Raw genomic sequence first — 18,811 nt, forward strand, 5'->3', positions numbered from 1 at the left:
TGAGGTGCAGGCGGGGCAATCAGCCGGAGGCGGCCGACAGCGCGGCCCGGCGCCGGCTCGCGTACCAGACCAGCCCGGCGGTGGCGGCAGCGGCGCCCACCGCGGCCGCCGCGATCAGGGCGGGGCGTGCGGGCATCGACAGCCCGGGGAGCCGCTGCTTCAGCCGCACGGGCCGGTTGAAGACCAGGACCGGCCACTCCCGCGCCGTCGCCTCGCGGCGCAGCGCGCGGTCGGGGTTGACGGCGTGCGGGTGTCCGACCGCTTCCAGCATCGGGATGTCGGTCGCCGAGTCGCTGTAGGCATAGCACCGGGCGAGGTCGTAGCCCTCGGACTCGGCGAGCTCCCGCACGGCCTCCGCCTTGGTGGGGCCGTAGGCGTAGTAGTCGATCTCGCCGGTGAAGCAGCCGTCCTCGCCCACGACCATGCGCGTGGCGACGACCCGGTCCGCGCCGAGCATCTCCCCGATCGGCTCGACCACCTCCGCTCCGGAGGTCGACACGATCACCACGTCACGGCCGGCCGTGTGATGGGCCTCGATCAGGGACGCGGCCTCGTCGTAGATGATCGGGTCGATGAGGTCGTGCAGGGTCTCCGCGACGATCTCCCGCACCTGCTGCACGTTCCACCCCTTGCAGAGGGCGGACAGGTACTCCCGCATCCGCTCCATCTGATCGTGGTCGGCGCCTCCGGCCAGGAAGATGAACTGGATGTAGGCGGTGCGCAACACGGCTCGCCGGTTGATCAGGCCGCCTTGGTAGAAGGACTTGCTGAACGTCAAGGTGCTCGACTTCGCAATGACCGTCTTGTCCAGGTCGAAGAAGGCTGCGGTGCGAGGCGAGGAGTGCGGCAAGGGCTGATTTTCCACGCCCCGAGCATATGCGCCCTCCATTCGGCGTAAGGTGTGGCGCGTGGGTTTGCCTGAGAGGGCTCTCGGGTACACCATGGAAGTCACGGATCGTTCGCGACCGTGCTAACCCGGTCTGGCTCCTCCCCCCCCGAGTCGGACCGTGGGGACGACCCCCGCTCTCCCCCCCGGCGGGGGTCGTCGCATGTCCGGACGCGGTTCGCGTCCCCGGCTCCGGCCCTGACCGACCATCTCCTCGGTCCTTCCTCTTCTGTGCGGCCCGTCTGCCGCAGGCCCTCACCACGTCGAACTCGTCACGCTGCGTAGTGGTTCCGCCGCGCTCCGGAACTCACCTGTGAGGGTGACCGGGTTATTCACAATCGATGGGTTGTCCACAGTTATTGGGCAAGATCCACTTCTTTTTCCGGATCGCTGCACGGTGATTCCAGCCGCGAAGTCCGCGGTGCTGGGATTTGCAGTGAGAAGGGGGCGGAGATCGTGGCTCGATCGAAGTCGTGCGAAACGCCGAAGACCGTGTCGACCGGAGGGGTGGCGGGGACGGGGGGAGCGGCCGCGGGGGCCGCCGCGGACGCGCCCACCGGGCGCCGGCCGCTGATCATCACCGAAGATCCCCTGCTGCTCGACGACTTGCTGAGGCTGTGCGCGGCGGCGGGGGCCGATCCGCACGTGCTCGCCGCGGCGCCGGGGCGCGGCGGCGAGGCCGCGGAAGCGGAGGCCGCCCCCGCCGGAAGCGGGGGCGATGTGCCGGTTTACCCAACTGGCTTTAATGATACGGGAGTTGGCTGGGAGTCGGCCCCGCTGGTGCTGGTCGGGGACGACGCCGCGCGACGCGTGCGGGGCGCTCCGCGCCGGGCCGGGGTCTTCCTCGTCGGCCGGGACCTCGACGATCCCCTCGTGTGGCAGCGGGCGGTGGAGATCGGCGCCGAGGAGGTGCTGCGCCTCCCCGATGCCGAGAGCCGGCTCGTGGACCGGATCGCCGACGTCGTCGAAGGGGCCGGACGGCCCGCACTCGCCGTCGGCGTGATCGGAGGCAGCGGCGGGGCGGGCGCCTCCACCCTCGCCTGCGCCCTCGCCGTCCGGGCCGCCCGCGCCGGCGAGCGGACCATGCTCATCGACGGTGATCCCCTCGGCGGCGGCATGGACGTGCTGCTCGGCGGCGAGGGCGCCGAAGGACTGCGCTGGCCGGACTTCGCGGCCTCCCGGGGGAGGGTGGGCGCCGGAGCGCTGGAGGAGTCCCTGCCCGAACTGCACGCGTTGCGGGTACTCAGCTGGGACCGGGGGGACCGGGTGGTCGTGCCGCCCGCCGCCGTCCGCTCGGTGGTCGCCGCGGCGCGCCGACGGGGCGGCGTCGTCGTGGTCGACCTCCCGCGCCGGGTGGACGAAGCCGTGGCCGAGGTGCTGTCCCAGCTCGACCTGGTGCTGATGGTCGTGCCCGGCGAGCTGCGGTCGGTGGCCGCGGCCGGCCGGGTGGCCGCCGGGGTGCGGATGGTGGCCCGGGACGTCCGCGTCGTCGTACGGGGCCGCTGCCCCGGCGGTCTCGATCCGGAGGACGTGGCCGGGCTGTTGGGGGCACCGCTGGCCGGTGAGGTGCCGGTCGAAGTGGGACTTCCGGGGCGGGTGGCCGAAGGGGAGCCGCCGGGGTCGCAGGCGCGCGGCGCCCTGGCCCGTTTCTGCGACGGCTTCTGGCAGCGGGCCCTCGGCGCCGCCCAGGGGGTGCCGGTATGAGCGCGGTGCTCCTGGACGCGGTGCGCAGGCGGCTCGCCGAGAGCGGGGCGGAGCCGACCCCGGCGCGGGTGGCGGCGGCCCTGCGCGCACAGGGCCGGCTGCTGGGTGACGAGGAAGTGCTCGGCGCGGCCGCCGAGTTGCGTTCCGAACTGGTCGGCGCGGGGCCGCTGGAGCCGCTGCTGGCCGACCCGGAGGTGACGGACGTGCTGGTGGCGGCCCCCGACCGGGTGTGGGTGGACCGCGGTGGCGGGCTGGAGCTGACCCGCGTGACCTTCGCCGATGCGGGGGCCGTGCGCAGGCTCGCCCAGCGCCTGGCCGCCGTGGCCGGTCGCCGTCTCGACGACGCCCGCCCGTGGGTGGACGCCCGGATGCCCGACGGCACACGGCTGCATGCCGTGCTGCCGCCGGTCTCGGTCGGCTCGGCCTGTCTCTCGCTGCGGGTGGTGCGGCCGCGGGCGTTCACGCTGGAGGAGCTCGTCGCGGCGGGCACGCTGCCGCCCGGCGGGCAGCGGCTGCTCCGGGAGATGGTCGAGGCCCGGCTGTCGTTCCTCGTCTCGGGTGGGACGGGGACCGGCAAGACCACCCTGCTCAGTGCCCTGTTGGGGTTGGTGGGCCCGGGAGAGCGGATCGTGCTCGCCGAGGACTCGGCCGAGTTGCGACCCGACCATCCGCACGTGGTGCGGCTGGAGACCCGGCCGGCCAACCAGGAAGGGGCCGGTCTGGTCACCCTGGCGGATCTGGTCCGGCAGGCGCTGCGGATGAGGCCCGACCGGCTGGTGGTCGGCGAGGTGCGGGGCGCCGAGGTCGCGGACCTGCTCGCCGCCCTGAACACCGGCCATGAGGGCGGCTGCGGCACGGTGCACGCCAATGCCGCCGCCCATGTCCCGGCCCGGCTGGAGGCGCTGGGGACGGCCGCCGGGCTCGACCGGGGCGCCCTGCACAGCCAGTTGGCCGCCGCGCTGACCCTGGTGCTGCACCTGGTCCGGGATCGGGAGGGGCGGCGCCGGGTGGCCGAGGTGCACGTGCTGGAGCGGGACGCCGCCGGACTGGTGGTGACCGTACCCGCGCTGCGGTGGGCCGCCCGGGGCTTCGTGCGGGAGCAGGGCTGGGACCGGCTGCGTCCGCTGCTGCGAGGTGTCCGGTGAGCGCCGGGGCGGGGCTGCCGCTGCCGCTGTTCGCGGGAGTGCTGTGCGCGGGCGCGGCCGCCTGGGGGATCGCCGGGTGCGACCGGGTGTCCCGGCGGGCCCGGGTGGTGCTCGTCGGCGGGGGGAGGCCGCCGGTGTGCGGGCCGCCGCGCCGGGAGCTGCTGCTGGGCGCCGTGCGGGTGCGGGCCGTGCGGTGGCGGGAGTGGGCCTGCCTCGCGGCCGGGCTGTTGATCGCGCTCCTGGGCGGGTCGGTGTTCCCGCTGCTGGCGGGAGGGGCCGCGGTGCCGCTGGTGCGGCGGTGGCTCCGGGCGCGGGCGCGCGAGCGGGCCCGGTCCGCGCGGGCCGCCGAGGTGGTGGCCCTGTGCGGGGCGGCGGTGGGCGAGCTGCGGGCCGGGGCCCAGCCCGGGCAGGCGTTGACGGCGGCGATACGGCGGACGGCCGCGGGCCCGGGCGGGCCGGGTGCGGCGGAGGCGGGAGTGCTGGCCGCCGCGGCGTTCGGCGGGGACGTGCCCGGGGCGCTGCGGCAGGCGGCGCGGGAGCCCGGCGCGGAGGGACTGGCCGGGATGGCCGCCTGCTGGCGGGTGTCGGTGGACGGCGGAGCGGGACTGGCCGCCGGGCTGGACCGGTTGGAGGGGGCCCTGCGGGCCGAACGGGACCGGCAGGAGTCGCTGCGGGCCCAGTTGGCGGGGGCGCGGTCGACGGTGCTGGTGCTCGCCCTGCTGCCGCTGGTGGGCCTGTTGATCGGCACCGGGCTGGGCGCGGATCCGCTGCGGGTCCTGCTGCACACGCCGATGGGGTGGGGCTGTCTGCTGGCGGGCGGGGTGCTGGAGGCGATGGGACTGCTGTGGTGCCGGCGGATCGTCCGGGCGGGTGAGCGGTGATGGCCGGATCCTCCGTCCACAGGCTGGGGATGGTCCTGAGCCTGGTGGCGGCCCTGTGGACGGTGTCGGCGGTGGTGGCACGGGTCAGGGCGCGCGCCCTCCGGCGCAGGACCGCCGCGGTGCTGGGGACGCGTCTGCGGTCTCGCGGGCCGGTGTCCGGTGCCGCGCTGCGGGATGCGGTGGTGGCGTGGGCCGGTCCGGCCGGGGCGCTGCTGGCGGGCTGGGTGCTCGTCGGCGGGGTGGCCGGGGTGGCCGCCGGCTGCCTGGTCGCGGTCGGGGTGCTGCGCCGGCGGGCCCGGCCGCGGCCGCCGGCCGGGGTGGACCATCGGGAGGCGGAGCGCCAGCTGCCGTTCGCCGCCGACCTGCTGGCCGCGTGCCTGGCGGCCGGCGCCGGGCCGGTGGAGGCCGCGGAGGTGGTGGGCGAGTCGCTGGGCGGGCCGGTGGGCGAGCGGCTCGCGAGCGCCGGGGCGGAGCTGCGGCTCGGCGGTGAACCGGGCTCGGGGTGGGGGAGGTTGGCGGAGATACCGGGTGCCCGGGCACTCGCCGACTGCCTGGAGCGTGCCGCGCGGACCGGGGCGCCCGCGGCGGAGCCGATGTCCCGGCTCGCCGCCGGGCTCCGGGAGGACCGGGCCCGCCGGGCCGGAGCCAGGGCGCAGCGGGCGGCGGTCCTCGTCACCGCCCCGGTGGGGCTGTGTTTCCTCCCCGCTTTTCTCGCGATCGGGGTCGCGCCGGTGGTGATCGGTATGGCCTCGGGACTTCTCTCGAGCACCTGAAGTCGCATTGACCACACATCAACAACGGAAATACACAGGAGGTTGCCATGAGGATCATCTGGTTTCGTGTGCGGACGGCGCTCGGCGGTCGCGGGAGCGACGCGGGGATGTCCACTTCGGAATACGCCATGGGCACGATCGCGGCCTGCGCATTCGCGGCTGTTCTCTACAAGGTGGTGACGAGCGAAGTCGTCGCCACGGCCCTCCAGTCGACCATCGGGAAGGCGCTCGATGTGCCGTTCTGAGGGCTCGTCAGGGGGAGGCCGGGGAATGCGGGATCGCGGATATGTGACCGCGGAGGCCGCCCTGGTGATTCCGGCGCTGGTGCTCTTCGCGGCGATGCTGGTGTGGGCGCTGATGGCGGCTGCCGGACAGATCCGGTGCGTGGACGCGGCCCGGGCCGGTGCCCGGGCGGCGTCCAGGTCGGAGCCCGCGGAGGTGGCGGTGGCGGCGGCGCGCGAGGCCGCGCCGCCGGGGGCGCGGGTGGAGCTGGAGCGGGTGGGCGACCTCTGGCGGGTCCGGGTGGCGGCGCCCGTTCCGGGGCCGGCCGGGATCCCGCTGCGGCTGGGCGCGCAGGCGGTGGCACTCGCCGAGGACAGCGTGGGGCCGCCGCCGTGAGCCGGGACCGGGGCTCGGCCACGGTCTGGGCGGCGCTCGTGGCGACGGTGCTGGGGGCGGTGTTCGCGGGGGTGCTGCTGCTCGGCCAGGCCGTCGTGGCCCGCCACCGGGCGGCGGCGGCCGCGGACCTGGCGGCGCTCGCGGCTGCGGCCACCTGGGCGCACGGCCCGGACACCGCCTGCGCCGCGGCGCTCCGGGTGGCCCGGGCGCAGGGCGCGGAACTCGCCGGGTGCCGTCTCGGGGGCGAGGTCGCCGAGGTGGAGGCCCGGGCCGCGGCGGGCCCCTTCGCGCCCCTGATACGGGCCCGCGCGGGCCCGCCCCGGGAGCCGCCCGCCCCGAGGACCCGCGGAGCCGTCAGGGCAGGCCCGACAGTCCGCCCGGAGCAGCCGGCTCGCGGGCGGCTCGGGGCCCGCAGCGTCCCGTAGGGCCGCCCGCGGCAGGCCCGGCAGCCCGCCGCAGCTCCCAGCGCCTGGGAGCTGCGGCGGCGGCAAAGGGCCCGCAGGGTCCCGTGGGGTCCCGTGGGGCCCGTCCGGGGCGGCCCTGGGTGGGGCGGGGCCCGGGGTCTGCCGGGGGGCGCCAGGGGCGCCTGCCGGGGACGGCCCGGGGGTGTCCGGGGCGCGGCTCAGCACGGGGCTGGGGCCAGGACGGGGCTGGGGCGTGTCTTTCGGATCCTCGGTGCCGTGCCTTGCCTCGCAAGGCGGAGGAGCTCCCCGCCGACGTGGCGAGGCGCGGTGCCGGGCAGCGCGGGCCCGGCAGGATCCGAAAGACGCCCCCTAGGGCCGGTCCGGGGCGGACACGTCAGGGGGGCTTTCGGAGAGGAGGCGGGTGAGCAGGCGGATGGCGCCGCGCTTGTGGAGGGGGTCGTTGCCGTTGCCGCACTTGGGGGACTGGATGCAGGAGGGGCAGCCGGCCTCGCACTCGCAGGCGGCGATGGCGTCGCGGGTGGCCGTCAGCCAGGCGCGGGCCGTGTGGAAGGCCCGCTCCGCGAAGCCGGCGCCGCCGGGGTGGCCGTCGTAGACGAAGACTGTGGGGAGGAGGGTGTCGGGATGCAGCGGCACGGAAACGCCGCCGATGTCCCAGCGGTCGCAGGTGGCGAACAGCGGCAGCATGCCGATGGAGGCGTGTTCGGCGGCGTGCAGGGCGCCGCCGAGGATCTCCGGGTTGATCCGGGCCTCGTCGAGCTGGTCCTCGGTCACCGTCCACCAGACGGCCCTGGTGCGCAGGGTGCGGGGCGGCAGGTCCAGCTTGGCCTCGCCGAGGACCTCGCCGGTGATCAGCTTGCGGCGCAGGTAGGACACGACCTGGTTGGTCACCTCCACGGAGCCGAAGCAGAGCCGGGCCGAGCCCCAGGGGATCTCGGTCTCGGTTTCCAGGATGGAGATGGAGGTGGTGTCGCGGGCCGTGGTGGAGAAGGGCGGGTCCGCCGCCTCCACGAGGGCCGCAGAGCCCTCCAGGTCCAGGTGCTGCACGAGATACGTGCGGCCCTGGTGGAGGTGGACGGCCCCCTCGTGGACGGTGGTGTGGGCGGCCGACTCGTCGACCGTGCCCAGCAGCCGGCCGGTGGAGGCCTCGACGATCTGTACCGGGCGGCCGCCGCCGCCCCGGATGTCGGTCAGGTCGGAGGCCCGCTCCCGGCGGGTCCAGTGCCAGCCGGACGCCCGGCGGCGCAGCAGCTTCGCCGCTTCGAGCTGGGGGAGGAGTTCCTCGGTGGTCGGGCCGAAGAGGTCCAGGTCCGCGTCGGTCAGCGGGAGCTCCTCGGCCGCCGCGCACAGGTGCGGGGCGAGGACGTAGGGGTTGTCGGGGTCCAGGACGGTGGCTTCCACCGGTTGGCGGAACAGCGCCTCCGGATGGTGGACCAGGTAGGTGTCGAGCGGATCGTCGCGGGCGATCAGCACGGCCAGGGCGCCCTGGCCCGAGCGGCCGGCGCGGCCCGCCTGCTGCCACAGGGAGGCCCGGGTGCCCGGGTAGCCGGTGATCAGTACGGCGTCCAGGCCGGAGACGTCCACGCCGAGCTCCAGGGCGGTCGTGGCGGCCAGCCCCAGCAGCTCTCCGGAGTGCAGGGCCCGCTCCAGGGCCCGGCGCTCCTCGGGCAGGTAGCCGCCCCGGTAGGCCGCGACCCGCCGGGGCAGGGACCGGTCCACTTCCGCGAGGCGCTCCTGCGTGATCACGGAGATCAGCTCGGCGCCGCGCCGGGAGCGCACGAAGGCGACCGTACGGACCCCCTGGAGCACCAGGTCGGTCAGCAGGTCGGCGGTCTCCGCGGTGGCCGTACGGCGTACGGGAGCGCCCTTCTCGCCCCGCAGCTCGGTGAGCAGCGGGGGCTCCCAGAGGGCGAAGACCAGCTCGCCGCGCGGTGAGGCGTCGTCGGTGATCTCGATCACCGGTACGCCGGTCAGCCGGGAGGCGGCGGCCGCCGGGTCGCTGGCGGTGGCGGAGGCCAGCAGGAACACCGGGTGCGAGCCGTAGCGGGCGCACAGCCGCCGCAGGCGGCGCAGCACCTGGGCCACGTGGGATCCGAAGACGCCGCGGTAGGTGTGGCACTCGTCGACCACCACGTAGCGCAGGGCGCGCAGGAAGGAGGACCAGCGGGGGTGGGCGGGGAGGATCCCGCGGTGCAGCATGTCGGGGTTGGTGAGGACGTGATTGGCGTACTGGCGCACCCATTCGCGCTCCTCGAAGGGCGTGTCCCCGTCGTAGACCGCGGGGCGGACGGCGTTGCCCAGCGGGGCGGCCAGGTCCCGTACGGCGCGCCGCTGGTCGGCCGCCAGGGCCTTGGTGGGGGCCAGGTACAGGGTGGTCGCGCCCCTGCCGTTCGGCGCCTGGGCGCCGTCCACGAGGGCCGAGAGCACGGGCGCGAGGTAGGCCAGGGACTTGCCCGAGGCGGTGCCGGTGGCCACGACCACGGATTCTCCGTCCAGGGCGTGTTCGGCGGCCGCGGCCTGGTGTTCCCACGGATGGCCGATCCCGGCGGACTGGATGGCGGCTACTACATCCGTTCGGATGCGGTCGGGCCAGACTGCATGACGGCCCTCCCGAGGGGGCAAGTGCTCCGTATGGGTGATGCGCGCAGAGCGGAAAGGCCCCCGTGACAGGCGGTCCAGGACCGTGCCGGGGGTGGGTCGGGAGTCCGCGTCTGCCGTGGGCCGTCCGGGACCGTGAGTGTTGGCCATCGGAACCGAGTGTGTCACCGGCGTGCGGGACAATGGTCGGAAGGCGTCGTGCGCGCCTGCCGGTAAGTGATTGAATGCCATTGCGGCAGCCAATCCCTCACCTACCTTCGGGTGGGGAGGCCCCTGGGGGGCGCCGCTCGATAGCAAGGTGCTGGAGGATCCGTGGACCTGTCCCTGTCGACTCGCACTGTCGGCGACCGTACGGTCGTGGAGGTCGGTGGCGAGATTGATGTGTATACCGCGCCCAAGCTGCGCGAGCAGTTGGTCGAGTTGGTGAACGACGGCAGCTACCACCTGGTCGTCGACATGGAGCGAGTGGACTTCCTCGACTCCACCGGACTTGGTGTGCTCGTGGGAGGCCTCAAGCGCGTCCGCGCGCACGAGGGTTCGCTCCGCCTGGTGTGCAACCAGGAGCGCATCCTGAAGATCTTCCGCATCACCGGTCTGACCAAGGTGTTCCCGATCCACACCACGGTGGACGACGCCGTCAACGCCACCGACTGACGGCTCCAGGCGGCCCCCGGCAGTCTCCGGGCAGCTGGGGGCCGACAAGGAGAGCGGGGGTTCCGGGCCATGGATGGCCCGGGCCCCTGTCAAGGCACGCCCGTAGTCCGAGGGGGACGCGCATGGCCACCGTTGAACTGCGCTTCAGCGCCCAGCCCGAACACGTCCGGACGGCCCGCCTGGTCGCGGCCGCCGTGGCGCGCAGGGCCGGCGTGGAGGAAGCCGTCCTCGACGAGGTCCGCCTCGCCGTGGGCGAGGCCTGTTCGCGTGCCGTCGGACTCCACCGGACCAACGGCCTGACCGCACCCGTCCGGGTGGTGCTGACCGAAGAGGACAAGTCGTTCTCCATCGAGGTCGGCGACGAGGTCCCCGGCCCGGGCGGGAGTCCGGCCGAGACCGTGTCCGGCCTGGCCGCGGTCCAGGACTCCGACGGGGACACCGAGGACGAGATGGGTCTCGCGGTGATCAGCGGGCTCGTCGACGACGTCGAGGTGACCAGTGGGGAATCGGGCGGGACCATCCGGATGAGCTGGCCCGTCTCGGGGTCCTCCGACCTTCCCTGAGATCAATGGCGCGCACAAACCCTCCTATCTTCTGATCTTTATCAAGGCCCTGCTGAGCAGGGCCTTTTTCATTCCTCTAGATCAATGAGCATCCGTCAATGCCTTTGCCCCATTACTACTTTCGGGGGTAATGGAGTGACGCGATCTATTGCTGAGGAGCAGGAGCACGCCAATTGCGTTTCCTGCGCACTGTTTTGATCGGGGCGCGCTCCCTACAATCCGTCCACATCTTGAGCTCATCACGTCAAGGAGGACGAATGACGGGGCTCTTCACCCCTCTCGCGCCGGATAGCACCACTGATCTGGCATCCGCAGTACTCACCGATGACAATCGGCTCATCGTGATGGTCATTGCGGCCGTGGCACTCGCCGCACTCGTCGTCGCGCAGATCCTGGTCCGCCAGGTCCTCGCCGCCGACGAGGGAACCGACAGCATGAAGAAGATCGCCGCGGCCGTCCAGGAAGGCGCCAACGCCTACCTCGGCCGACAGCTGCGCACCCTCGGCATCTTCGCCGTCGTGGTCTTCTTCCTGCTCTTCCTGCTCCCCGCCGACGACTGGAACCAGCGGGCGGGACGCTCCGCCTTCTTCCTCGTCGGCGCCATCTTCTCGGCGGCCACCGGCTACATCGGCATGCGCCTGGCGGTCCGCGCCAACGTCCGCGTCGCAGCTGCGGCGCGCCGGGCCACCCCGGCCGAGGGGGAGCCCGCCAAGGACCTGACCGAGGTCTCCCACCAGGCGATGAAGATCGCCTTCCGCACGGGTGGCGTGGTCGGCATGTTCACCGTCGGCCTCGGCCTCCTCGGCGCCTCCTGCGTCGTCCTGGTCTACGCCGCCGACGCCCCCAAGGTCCTGGAGGGCTTCGGTCTCGGCGCCGCCCTGATCGCGATGTTCATGCGCGTGGGCGGCGGAATCTTCACCAAGGCCGCCGACGTCGGCGCCGACCTGGTCGGCAAGGTCGAACAGGGCATTCCGGAGGACGACCCGCGCAATGCCGCGACCATCGCCGACAACGTGGGCGACAACGTCGGAGACTGCGCCGGAATGGCGGCCGACCTCTTCGAGTCCTACGCCGTCACCCTCGTGGCCGCGCTCATCCTCGGCAAGGCGGCCTTCGGCGACCTGGGCCTCGCCTTCCCGCTGATCGTGCCCGCCATCGGCGTCGTCACCGCGATGATCGGCATCTTCGCGGTCTCCCCGCGCCGCAGCGACCGCAGCGGCATGACCGCCATCAACCGCGGCTTCTTCATCTCGGCCGTGATCTCCCTGGTGCTGGTCGCGATCGCCGTCTACGCCTACCTCCCGGCCACCTACGCGGACCTCGTCGGCGTCGACAACGAGGCCATCGCCAACCACTCCGGTGACCCGCGCGTCCTGGCCGTCGTCGCAGTCGCCATCGGCATCGTGCTGGCGGCCCTGATCCAGCAGCTCACCGGCTACTTCACCGAGACCAACCGCCGTCCCGTCCGGGACATCGGCAAGTCCTCCCTGACCGGCGCGGCCACCGTCGTCCTCGCCGGCATCTCCGTCGGCCTGGAGTCCGCCGTCTACACGGCGCTGCTCATCGGCCTCGGCGTCTACGGGGCGTTCCTGCTCGGCGGCACGTCGATCCTGCTCGCCCTCTTCGCGGTGGCCCTGGCCGGCACCGGCCTGCTCACCACCGTCGGCGTCATCGTCGCCATGGACACCTTCGGACCCGTCTCCGACAACGCCCAGGGCATCGCCGAGATGTCCGGGGACGTCGAGGGCGCGGGTGCCCAGGTCCTGACCGACCTGGACGCCGTGGGCAACACCACCAAGGCCATCACCAAGGGCATCGCCATCGCCACGGCCGTGCTCGCCGCCGCCGCGCTCTTCGGCTCGTACAACGACGCGATCGCCACCGCGGTCAAGGAGGTCGGGGCCAAGGCCGGGGAGATGAACCTCAGCCTGGACATCGCACAGCCCAACAACCTCGTCGGGCTGATCCTGGGCGCGGCCGTGGTCTTCCTGTTCTCCGGCCTCGCCATCAACGCGGTCTCCCGCTCCGCGGGCTCGGTGGTCTACGAGGTGCGCCGCCAGTTCCGCGAGCACCCCGGGATCATGGACTACAGCGAGAAGCCCGAATACGGGCGCGTCGTCGACATCTGCACCAAGGACGCGCTGCGCGAGCTCGCCACGCCCGGCCTGCTCGCCGTCCTGACGCCGATCGCGGTGGGCTTCAGCCTCGGCGTGGGCGCGCTCGGGTCCTTCCTCGCCGGCGCCATCGGCACGGGCACGCTGATGGCGGTCTTCCTCGCCAACTCCGGCGGCGCGTGGGACAACGCGAAGAAGCTGGTCGAGGACGGCCACCACGGCGGCAAGGGCAGCGAGGCCCACGAGGCGGTCGTCATCGGCGACACGGTCGGCGACCCGTTCAAGGACACCGCCGGTCCCGCGATCAACCCGCTGCTCAAGGTCATGAACCTGGTGGCACTGCTGATCGCGCCCGCCGTCGTGCAGTTCAGCTACGGCGCGGACACCAGCCCGACCGTACGGGCGATCGTCGCTGTCCTCGCGATCGGCGTCATCATCGGCGCGGTGTACGTCTCCAAGCGCCGCGGCATCGCCGTGGGCGACGAGAGCGACGAGAGCGACGGGACGGCCGAGCGGGTGGCCCAGTCGGCAGACCCGGCGACGGTCTCCTGACCGAGGAACCGACCCGAGGACGGGCCGGGCCGGGCAGGGCCGGCCGTGCGCCCGAACGGCGGACAGGCGGCGCGGACTGACGCGCCGTCTGTCCGCCTTTCTGCGTCCCCGGATGGCGGGCGTGTATCTTCCGGGCCGAGAGCCTTCGAAGGGACCAATCCGGTGAACAAGAAGCTTGCGGCCGCGTTGTCGGGCAGTGCGGTGCTGATGCTCGTCCTGTCCGGCTGCGGCGGAGACGACGGCGACGAGAAGGCCAACGCCTGGGCCAAGAAGGTCTGCGACCAGTGGCAGCCCGAACTCAAGAAGATCGAGACCGCCAACGCCGACATCAAGCGGGTGGCGACGGAGAGCAGCAAGCCCGACGAGGTCAAGCAGACGGACGCGGCGGCCTTCGCGACCATGTCGGAGTCGTACAAGACGATGGGCAGCGCCCTGCAGCAGGCGGGGGTGCCGCCCGTCAAGGACGGCGCCACGACCCAGGCCGCGGCGGTCAAGGGCTTCGAGTCGACCTCCAAGGGGTACGCCGACCTGAAGGCGAAGATGGACACCCTCGACCCCGCGGACCAGACGAAGTTCGCCGACGGCCTCAAGGAGGTCGCGGGCGGGCTGGAAGCGGCGACGAAGGGCGGCCAGGACGCGCTCGCCACGCTCAACGAGGGCGGCCTGGACAAGGCCATCAACAGCCAGAAGGGCTGCCAGGTCGCGGCGCCTTCGGCATCGCCCAAGTAGCCCGGCCCGCAGGGGCGCGTAGCGCTGTAGGAAGACCCGGGCGGCCGGGCTCCCGTGAGGGGGCCGCGGCCGCCCTTTCGTGCGTACGGGCCCGCGGTGAGCCGTAGTACGGGCCCCAGCGGACACAATGGACGCGTGAGTACCACGAGCCTCCCCACTCCCGACCATGCCGCCGAGCTCCGCAGCGCCATGCTGGCCGCCGGCTTCACCGCCGACGGGCTGCTCGACCTGCTCGGCGCCCCCGCCTACGCCGCGCTCGCCCGCAGCGAGACCGTGCCCGCCCTGCGCGCCACCCGGGGCGGCGGCGACGGACCGCTCGCGACCCTGGTCCGGCTGTTCCTGCTCCAGCAGCCCGTGCCGTACGTGCACGCCGCGTCGGCGATGCCGGTCGAGGCCGCGCTCGCGGACGGCTGGCTGCGGCGCGAGGGCGACGAGGTGCACGCCACCGTCGACGTGCGCCCGTACGGCGGCCCGGACGGCGAGGACTGGTTCATCGTCTCGGACCTCGGCTGCGCCGTGGGCGGGGCCGGCGGGATCGGCAGCCGGGAGGAGGGCGTCGTCCTCGGCGTCGGCGGCGCCTCCACCACCCTGGCCGGGATCACCGTGCGCATCCCGGTCGGCTCCGCCCTCGACCTCGGCACCGGATCCGGCATCCAGGCGCTGCACGCCACCCGGCACGCGACGCGGGTCACCGCCACCGACGTCAACCCCAGAGCCCTCGGATTCACCCGTTTGACGCTGGCGCTCTCCGGGGCACCGGCGGCCGAGCTGCTCACCGGCTCGCTCTTCGAACCGGTCGGCGAGGCCACGTACGACCTGATCGTGTCGAACCCGCCGTTCGTGATCTCCCCCGGCGCCCGGCTGACGTACCGCGACGGCGGGATGGGCGGCGACGACCTGTGCCGGACCCTGGTCCGGGAGGCGGGCGCGCGGCTCAACCCCGGCGGGTACGCGCAGTTCCTCGGCAACTGGCAGCACGTGGAGGGCGAGGACTGGCACGACAGGCTCCGCTCCTGGGTGCCGCGCGGCTGTGACGCCTGGATCGTGCAGCGTGACGTGCAGGACGTGACGCAGTACGCCGAGCTGTGGCTGCGCGACGCGGGCGACCACCGCACCGACCCCGCCGAGTACGCCCAGCGGTACGAGGACTGGCTGGACGAGTTCGACGCCCGCAAGACCAGGTCGGTCGGCTTCGGATGGATCACCTTGCGCCGGACGGACGCGGCCGAGCCCTCGATCGTGGTCGAGGAGTGGCCGCACACGGTGGAGCAGCCGCTCGGCGATGCCGTGCTCGCCCACTTCGCCCGCCAGGACTACCTGCGCGAGCACGACGACGCCGCCCTCCTGGAGGCCCATTTCACGCTGGTGGAGGAAGTGGTCCAGGAGCAGGTCGGCCCGCCCGGCGCGGAGGACCCGGAACACGTCGTGCTCCGGCAGAACCGCGGAATGCGGCGCGCCACGAAGGTCGACACGGTCGGCGCGGGCTTCGCGGGAGTGTGTGACGGCTCACTGAGCGCCGGGCGGATCCTGGACGCGATCGCGCAGCTGATGCAGGAGGACCCCGTCGTGCTGCGGGACCGGACCCCGGAGGCCATCCGGCTGCTGGTCGAGCAGGGCTTCCTGGAGCCCGTGACGCGCCCCGGGCAGTAGCCGGCACCGGGATGTAACCCGGGGTTCGCCCGGCGTACCCCGGGGTCCGGCAGTGTGCCGGACAGCGGGGTCCGGGGGGAGCCCGAGAGCGGCCCGGGGGTGAGGGGGAGCGGCACGGAAGGCGGTACGGCGATCTTCGCCGGGGCCGTGTTCCCGCTGTTCGGGGCCGCTCCGCAGGCCTGGACGGGAGCGCGCGCCGGCCACCGTGCGCCGGTGGAGCGAGGTGCGCGCCCCGTCGTGGTCGAAGCGGCGACTCCGCTTTTTCGGCGGGATTCCGGCGGGGTTCCGGCAGGGTTCCGGTGAGGGTTTCGACACCCTTCGGGGCCCGGGGCGCCGCACGGCTCCGGCGCCGCCGCGGGGGGTCCGCCGACGGCCGTGGCACCGGCCCGGAAAGCCGGTGCGGGACGGGCTGCGGGACGGACCGCGGGCGGGGGGCCAGACGGCCCCCCGGCCACTCGGCCCGGTGATCGGGAAGGGGCGGGCGCGGCATCCGGGCGGCAGAAACGGCACTTGTCGGGTTACCGTTCGAGTGGCCGTTGCGGGCTTGTGCCGTTTGACACGGGGGCGGGTTGTACCGTCACACTCCGCAGCGTCGCCGTACCGCGACCGAGTGCCGACCGGAGAGAAGAGCCAAGTTGTCCCCGACTAGCGAGACCGCAAAGGGCGGCCGCCGACTCGTCATCGTCGAGTCCCCAGCCAAGGCGAAGACGATCAAGGGCTACCTCGGCCCGGGATACGTCGTCGAGGCGAGCGTCGGGCACATTCGCGACCTCCCGAACGGCGCGGCCGAGGTTCCCGACAAGTACACCGGCGAGGTCCGCCGCCTCGGCGTGGACGTCGAGCACGACTTCGCGCCGATCTACGTCGTCAACGCCGACAAGAAGGCCCAGGTCAGGAAGCTCAAGGAGCTGCTGGCCGAGTCCGACGAACTCTTCCTCGCCACCGATGAGGACCGCGAGGGCGAAGCCATCGCGTGGCACCTGCAGGAAGTCCTCAAGCCCAAGGTCCCCGTCCACCGGATGGTCTTCCACGAGATCACCAAGGACGCGATCCGCGACGCCGTCGCCAACCCGCGCGAGCTCAACCAGCGCATGGTCGACGCCCAGGAGACCCGCCGCATCCTCGACCGCCTCTACGGCTACGAGGTCTCGCCGGTCCTGTGGAAGAAGGTCATGCCGCGCCTGTCGGCCGGCCGCGTCCAGTCGGTGGCCACCCGCCTCGTCGTCGAGCGGGAGCGCGAGCGCATCGCCTTCCGCTCCGCCGAGTACTGGGACCTGACCGGAACCTTCTCCACCGGCCGCGCCGGGGACCCGTCCGACCCGTCCTCACTGGTCGCCCGCCTGAACATGGTGGACGGCAAGCGCGTCGCGCAGGGCCGTGACTTCGGTTCGAACGGGCAGCTCAAGAGCGAGGTGCTGCACCTCGACGAGGCGGGCGCCCGGGCGCTGGCCGCCGCGCTGGAAGGTGCCTCGTTCGCCGTCCGGTCCGTCGAGTCCAAGCCGTACCGCCGCTCCCCGTACGCCCCGTTCCGTACGACGACGCTCCAGCAGGAGGCCTCGCGCAAGCTGGGCTTCGGTGCGAAGGCGACGATGCAGGTGGCGCAGAAGCTGTACGAGAACGGCTTCATCACCTACATGCGTACGGACTCCACCACGCTGTCCGACACCGCCGTGTCGGCCGCCCGGGCTCAGGTCACCCAGCTCTACGGAGCCGACTACCTGCCGGAGAAGCCGCGCGTCTACGCCGGCAAGGTCAAGAACGCGCAGGAGGCGCACGAGGCGATCCGTCCTTCGGGTGATCGTTTCCGCACCCCGGCCGAGACGGGTCTGACCGGCGACCAGTTCCGCCTGTACGAGCTGATCTGGAAGCGCACCGTCGCCTCCCAGATGAAGGACGCCGTCGGCAACAGCGTCACCGTGAAGATCGGCGGCCGGGCGTCCGACGGCCGCGACGCCGAGTTCAGCGCGTCCGGCAAGACGATCACCTTCCACGGCTTCATGAAGGCCTACGTCGAGGGCGCGGACGACCCGAACGCCGAGCTCGACGACCGCGAGCGGCGCCTGCCGCAGGTCGCGCAGGGCGACGCGCTCACCGCCGAGGAGATCACGGCGGACGGCCACTCGACCAAGCCGCCGGCCCGCTACACCGAGGCCTCGCTGGTCAAGGAGCTCGAAGAGCGGGAGATCGGCCGGCCGTCGACGTACGCGTCGATCATCGGCACGATCCTCGACCGCGGCTACGTCTTCAAGAAGGGCACGGCCCTCGTGCCGTCCTTCCTGTCGTTCGCCGTGGTCAACCTGCTGGAGAAGCACTTCGGCCGGCTCGTCGACTACGACTTCACCGCGAAGATGGAGGACGACCTCGACCGCATCGCGCGGGGCGAGGCCCAGTCCGTGCCGTGGCTGAAGCGGTTCTACTTCGGCTCCGAGGACGCCACCGAGGTCGTACCGGCCGACGGCGACCACCTCGGCGGTCTGAAGGAGCTGGTCACGGACCTGGGCGCGATCGACGCCCGGGAGATCTCCTCCTTCCCGGTCGGCGAGGGCGTCGTGCTGCGCGTCGGCCGCTACGGCCCGTACGTGGAGCGGGGCGAGAAGGACGCCGAGGGCCACCAGCGCGCCGACGTCCCCGACGACATGGCTCCGGACGAGCTGACGGTCGCCTATGCGGAGGAGCTGTTCGCGAAGCCGAGCGGCGAGTTCCAGCTCGGCAAGGACCCGGTCAGCGGGAACGAGATCGTCGCCAAGGACGGCCGCTACGGGCCGTACGTGACGGAGATCCTGCCCGAGGGCACGCCCAAGACCGGCAAGAACGCGGTCAAGGCGCGGACGGCCTCGCTCTTCAAGTCGATGAGCCTGGACACGGTCACCCTCGACGACGCCCTGAAGCTGATGTCGCTGCCGCGGGTCGTCGGCGCGGACGCCGAGGGCGTGGAGATCACGGCGCAGAACGGCCGCTACGGCCCGTACCTGAAGAAGGGCACGGACTCGCGGTCGCTGGAGACCGAGGACCAGCTCTTCACGATCACGCTGGACGAGGCCCTCGCCATCTACGCGCAGCCCAAGCAGCGCGGGCGGGCAGCGGCCAAGCCGCCGCTGAAGGAGCTGGGCACGGACCCGGTCAGCGAGAAGCCGGTGGTGGTCAAGGACGGCCGCTTCGGGCCGTACGTGACGGACGGCGAGACGAACGCGACGCTGCGGCGGGACGACGACGTCGAGACGATCACACCGGAGCGGGGCTACGAGCTGCTCGCGGAGAAGCGGGCGAAGGGCCCGGCCAAGAAGACGGCGAAGAAGACCGCCGCCAAGAAGGCCCCGGCGAAGAAGGCGACCGCGACGAAGACCGCGGCCGCGAAGAAGACCGCCGCGAAGAAGACGACGACCGCCAAGACGACGACCGCCAAGAAGACGGTCGCGAAGAAGACGGCGGCGAAGAAGACGGCCGCGGCCCCGGCTGCGGACGAGTAGTCACCACGGGAGCCCCGTGCCCTGGCACGGGGCTCCCGCGCGTCCGGATCCGGCC

General features: G+C 73.1%; 15 protein-coding genes. 13 read left to right on the plus strand and 2 right to left on the minus strand.

What is annotated here, in order from left to right; genetic code table 11:
* Positions 1-19: 19 nt before the first annotated feature.
* Positions 20-889 carry an HAD family hydrolase gene (locus tag IG86_RS0102275; protein ID WP_045936593.1) on the minus strand — a complete coding sequence of 290 codons (870 nt, stop codon included), beginning with the start codon at positions 887-889 and terminating at the stop codon, positions 20-22.
* 504 nt (positions 890-1,393) lie between these two features.
* Between IG86_RS0102275 and ssd the strand changes: the two genes are divergently transcribed.
* From ssd to IG86_RS0102310, 7 genes are read left to right on the plus strand one after another with little or no spacing between them, the layout of a single operon-like run.
* Positions 1,394-2,590: a septum site-determining protein Ssd gene (gene ssd / locus IG86_RS0102280; RefSeq protein ID WP_030894250.1), complete on the plus strand. Its 1,197-nt coding sequence runs from the start codon at positions 1,394-1,396 to the stop codon at positions 2,588-2,590.
* Positions 2,587-3,735 carry a TadA family conjugal transfer-associated ATPase gene (locus IG86_RS0102285; RefSeq protein ID WP_030817501.1) on the plus strand — a complete coding sequence of 383 codons (1,149 nt, stop codon included), beginning with the start codon at positions 2,587-2,589 and terminating at the stop codon, positions 3,733-3,735. Before ssd ends, IG86_RS0102285 begins: the two co-directional genes overlap by 4 nt.
* A complete protein-coding gene (locus IG86_RS0102290; RefSeq protein WP_234316054.1) occupies positions 3,732-4,616 on the plus strand; it encodes a type II secretion system F family protein in 885 nt (294 codons plus the stop codon). Before IG86_RS0102285 ends, IG86_RS0102290 begins: the two co-directional genes overlap by 4 nt.
* A complete protein-coding gene (locus tag IG86_RS0102295) occupies positions 4,616-5,389 on the plus strand; it encodes a type II secretion system F family protein (RefSeq protein ID WP_030817503.1) in 774 nt (257 codons plus the stop codon). Before IG86_RS0102290 ends, IG86_RS0102295 begins: the two co-directional genes overlap by 1 nt.
* 47 nt (positions 5,390-5,436) lie before the next feature.
* Entirely contained in the window at positions 5,437-5,634 is a 198-nt protein-coding gene (locus tag IG86_RS0102300; protein WP_030648173.1) for a DUF4244 domain-containing protein, read from the plus strand.
* 25 nt (positions 5,635-5,659) lie between these two features.
* The gene (locus IG86_RS0102305; RefSeq protein WP_167751124.1) at positions 5,660-6,007 is read left to right on the plus strand and encodes a TadE family type IV pilus minor pilin; all 348 of its coding nucleotides are present in this window, start codon (positions 5,660-5,662) and stop codon (positions 6,005-6,007) included.
* Positions 6,004-6,432 (plus strand): Rv3654c family TadE-like protein, encoded by a 429-nt coding sequence (locus IG86_RS0102310; RefSeq protein ID WP_063761486.1) that lies wholly within the window; start codon positions 6,004-6,006, stop codon positions 6,430-6,432. Before IG86_RS0102305 ends, IG86_RS0102310 begins: the two co-directional genes overlap by 4 nt.
* Before the next feature lie 348 nt (positions 6,433-6,780).
* Here the strand turns inward: IG86_RS0102310 and IG86_RS0102315 are convergent, their stop codons facing one another.
* Positions 6,781-9,258: a DEAD/DEAH box helicase gene (locus IG86_RS0102315; protein WP_078848100.1), complete on the minus strand. Its 2,478-nt coding sequence runs from the start codon at positions 9,256-9,258 to the stop codon at positions 6,781-6,783.
* 81 nt (positions 9,259-9,339) lie between these two features.
* On the opposite strand from IG86_RS0102315, the gene bldG reads away from it, so the two are divergent.
* From bldG to topA, 6 genes are all read left to right on the plus strand, one after another.
* Positions 9,340-9,681, plus strand: a complete 342-nt coding sequence (gene bldG, locus IG86_RS0102320; RefSeq protein WP_030028781.1) for an anti-sigma factor antagonist BldG — start codon at positions 9,340-9,342, stop codon at positions 9,679-9,681.
* A gap of 122 nt (positions 9,682-9,803) precedes the next feature.
* The gene (locus tag IG86_RS0102325; protein WP_030817508.1) at positions 9,804-10,244 is read left to right on the plus strand and encodes an ATP-binding protein; all 441 of its coding nucleotides are present in this window, start codon (positions 9,804-9,806) and stop codon (positions 10,242-10,244) included.
* A gap of 257 nt (positions 10,245-10,501) precedes the next feature.
* Positions 10,502-12,910: a sodium-translocating pyrophosphatase gene (locus IG86_RS0102330; RefSeq protein ID WP_030817509.1), complete on the plus strand. Its 2,409-nt coding sequence runs from the start codon at positions 10,502-10,504 to the stop codon at positions 12,908-12,910.
* A 162-nt stretch (positions 12,911-13,072) separates the two neighbouring features.
* Entirely contained in the window at positions 13,073-13,639 is a 567-nt protein-coding gene (locus tag IG86_RS0102335) for a hypothetical protein (protein WP_030648192.1), read from the plus strand.
* A gap of 135 nt (positions 13,640-13,774) precedes the next feature.
* A complete protein-coding gene (locus IG86_RS0102340; RefSeq protein WP_030817510.1) occupies positions 13,775-15,289 on the plus strand; it encodes a DUF7059 domain-containing protein in 1,515 nt (504 codons plus the stop codon).
* 635 nt (positions 15,290-15,924) lie between these two features.
* Positions 15,925-18,756, plus strand: coding sequence for a type I DNA topoisomerase (gene topA, locus IG86_RS0102345; protein ID WP_030894263.1), 2,832 nt, complete (start codon positions 15,925-15,927; stop codon positions 18,754-18,756).
* The last annotated feature ends 55 nt before the right edge of the window (positions 18,757-18,811 follow it).

The organism is Streptomyces virginiae (assembly GCF_000720455.1).
Classification (GTDB): Bacteria; Actinomycetota; Actinomycetes; order Streptomycetales; family Streptomycetaceae; genus Streptomyces; species Streptomyces virginiae.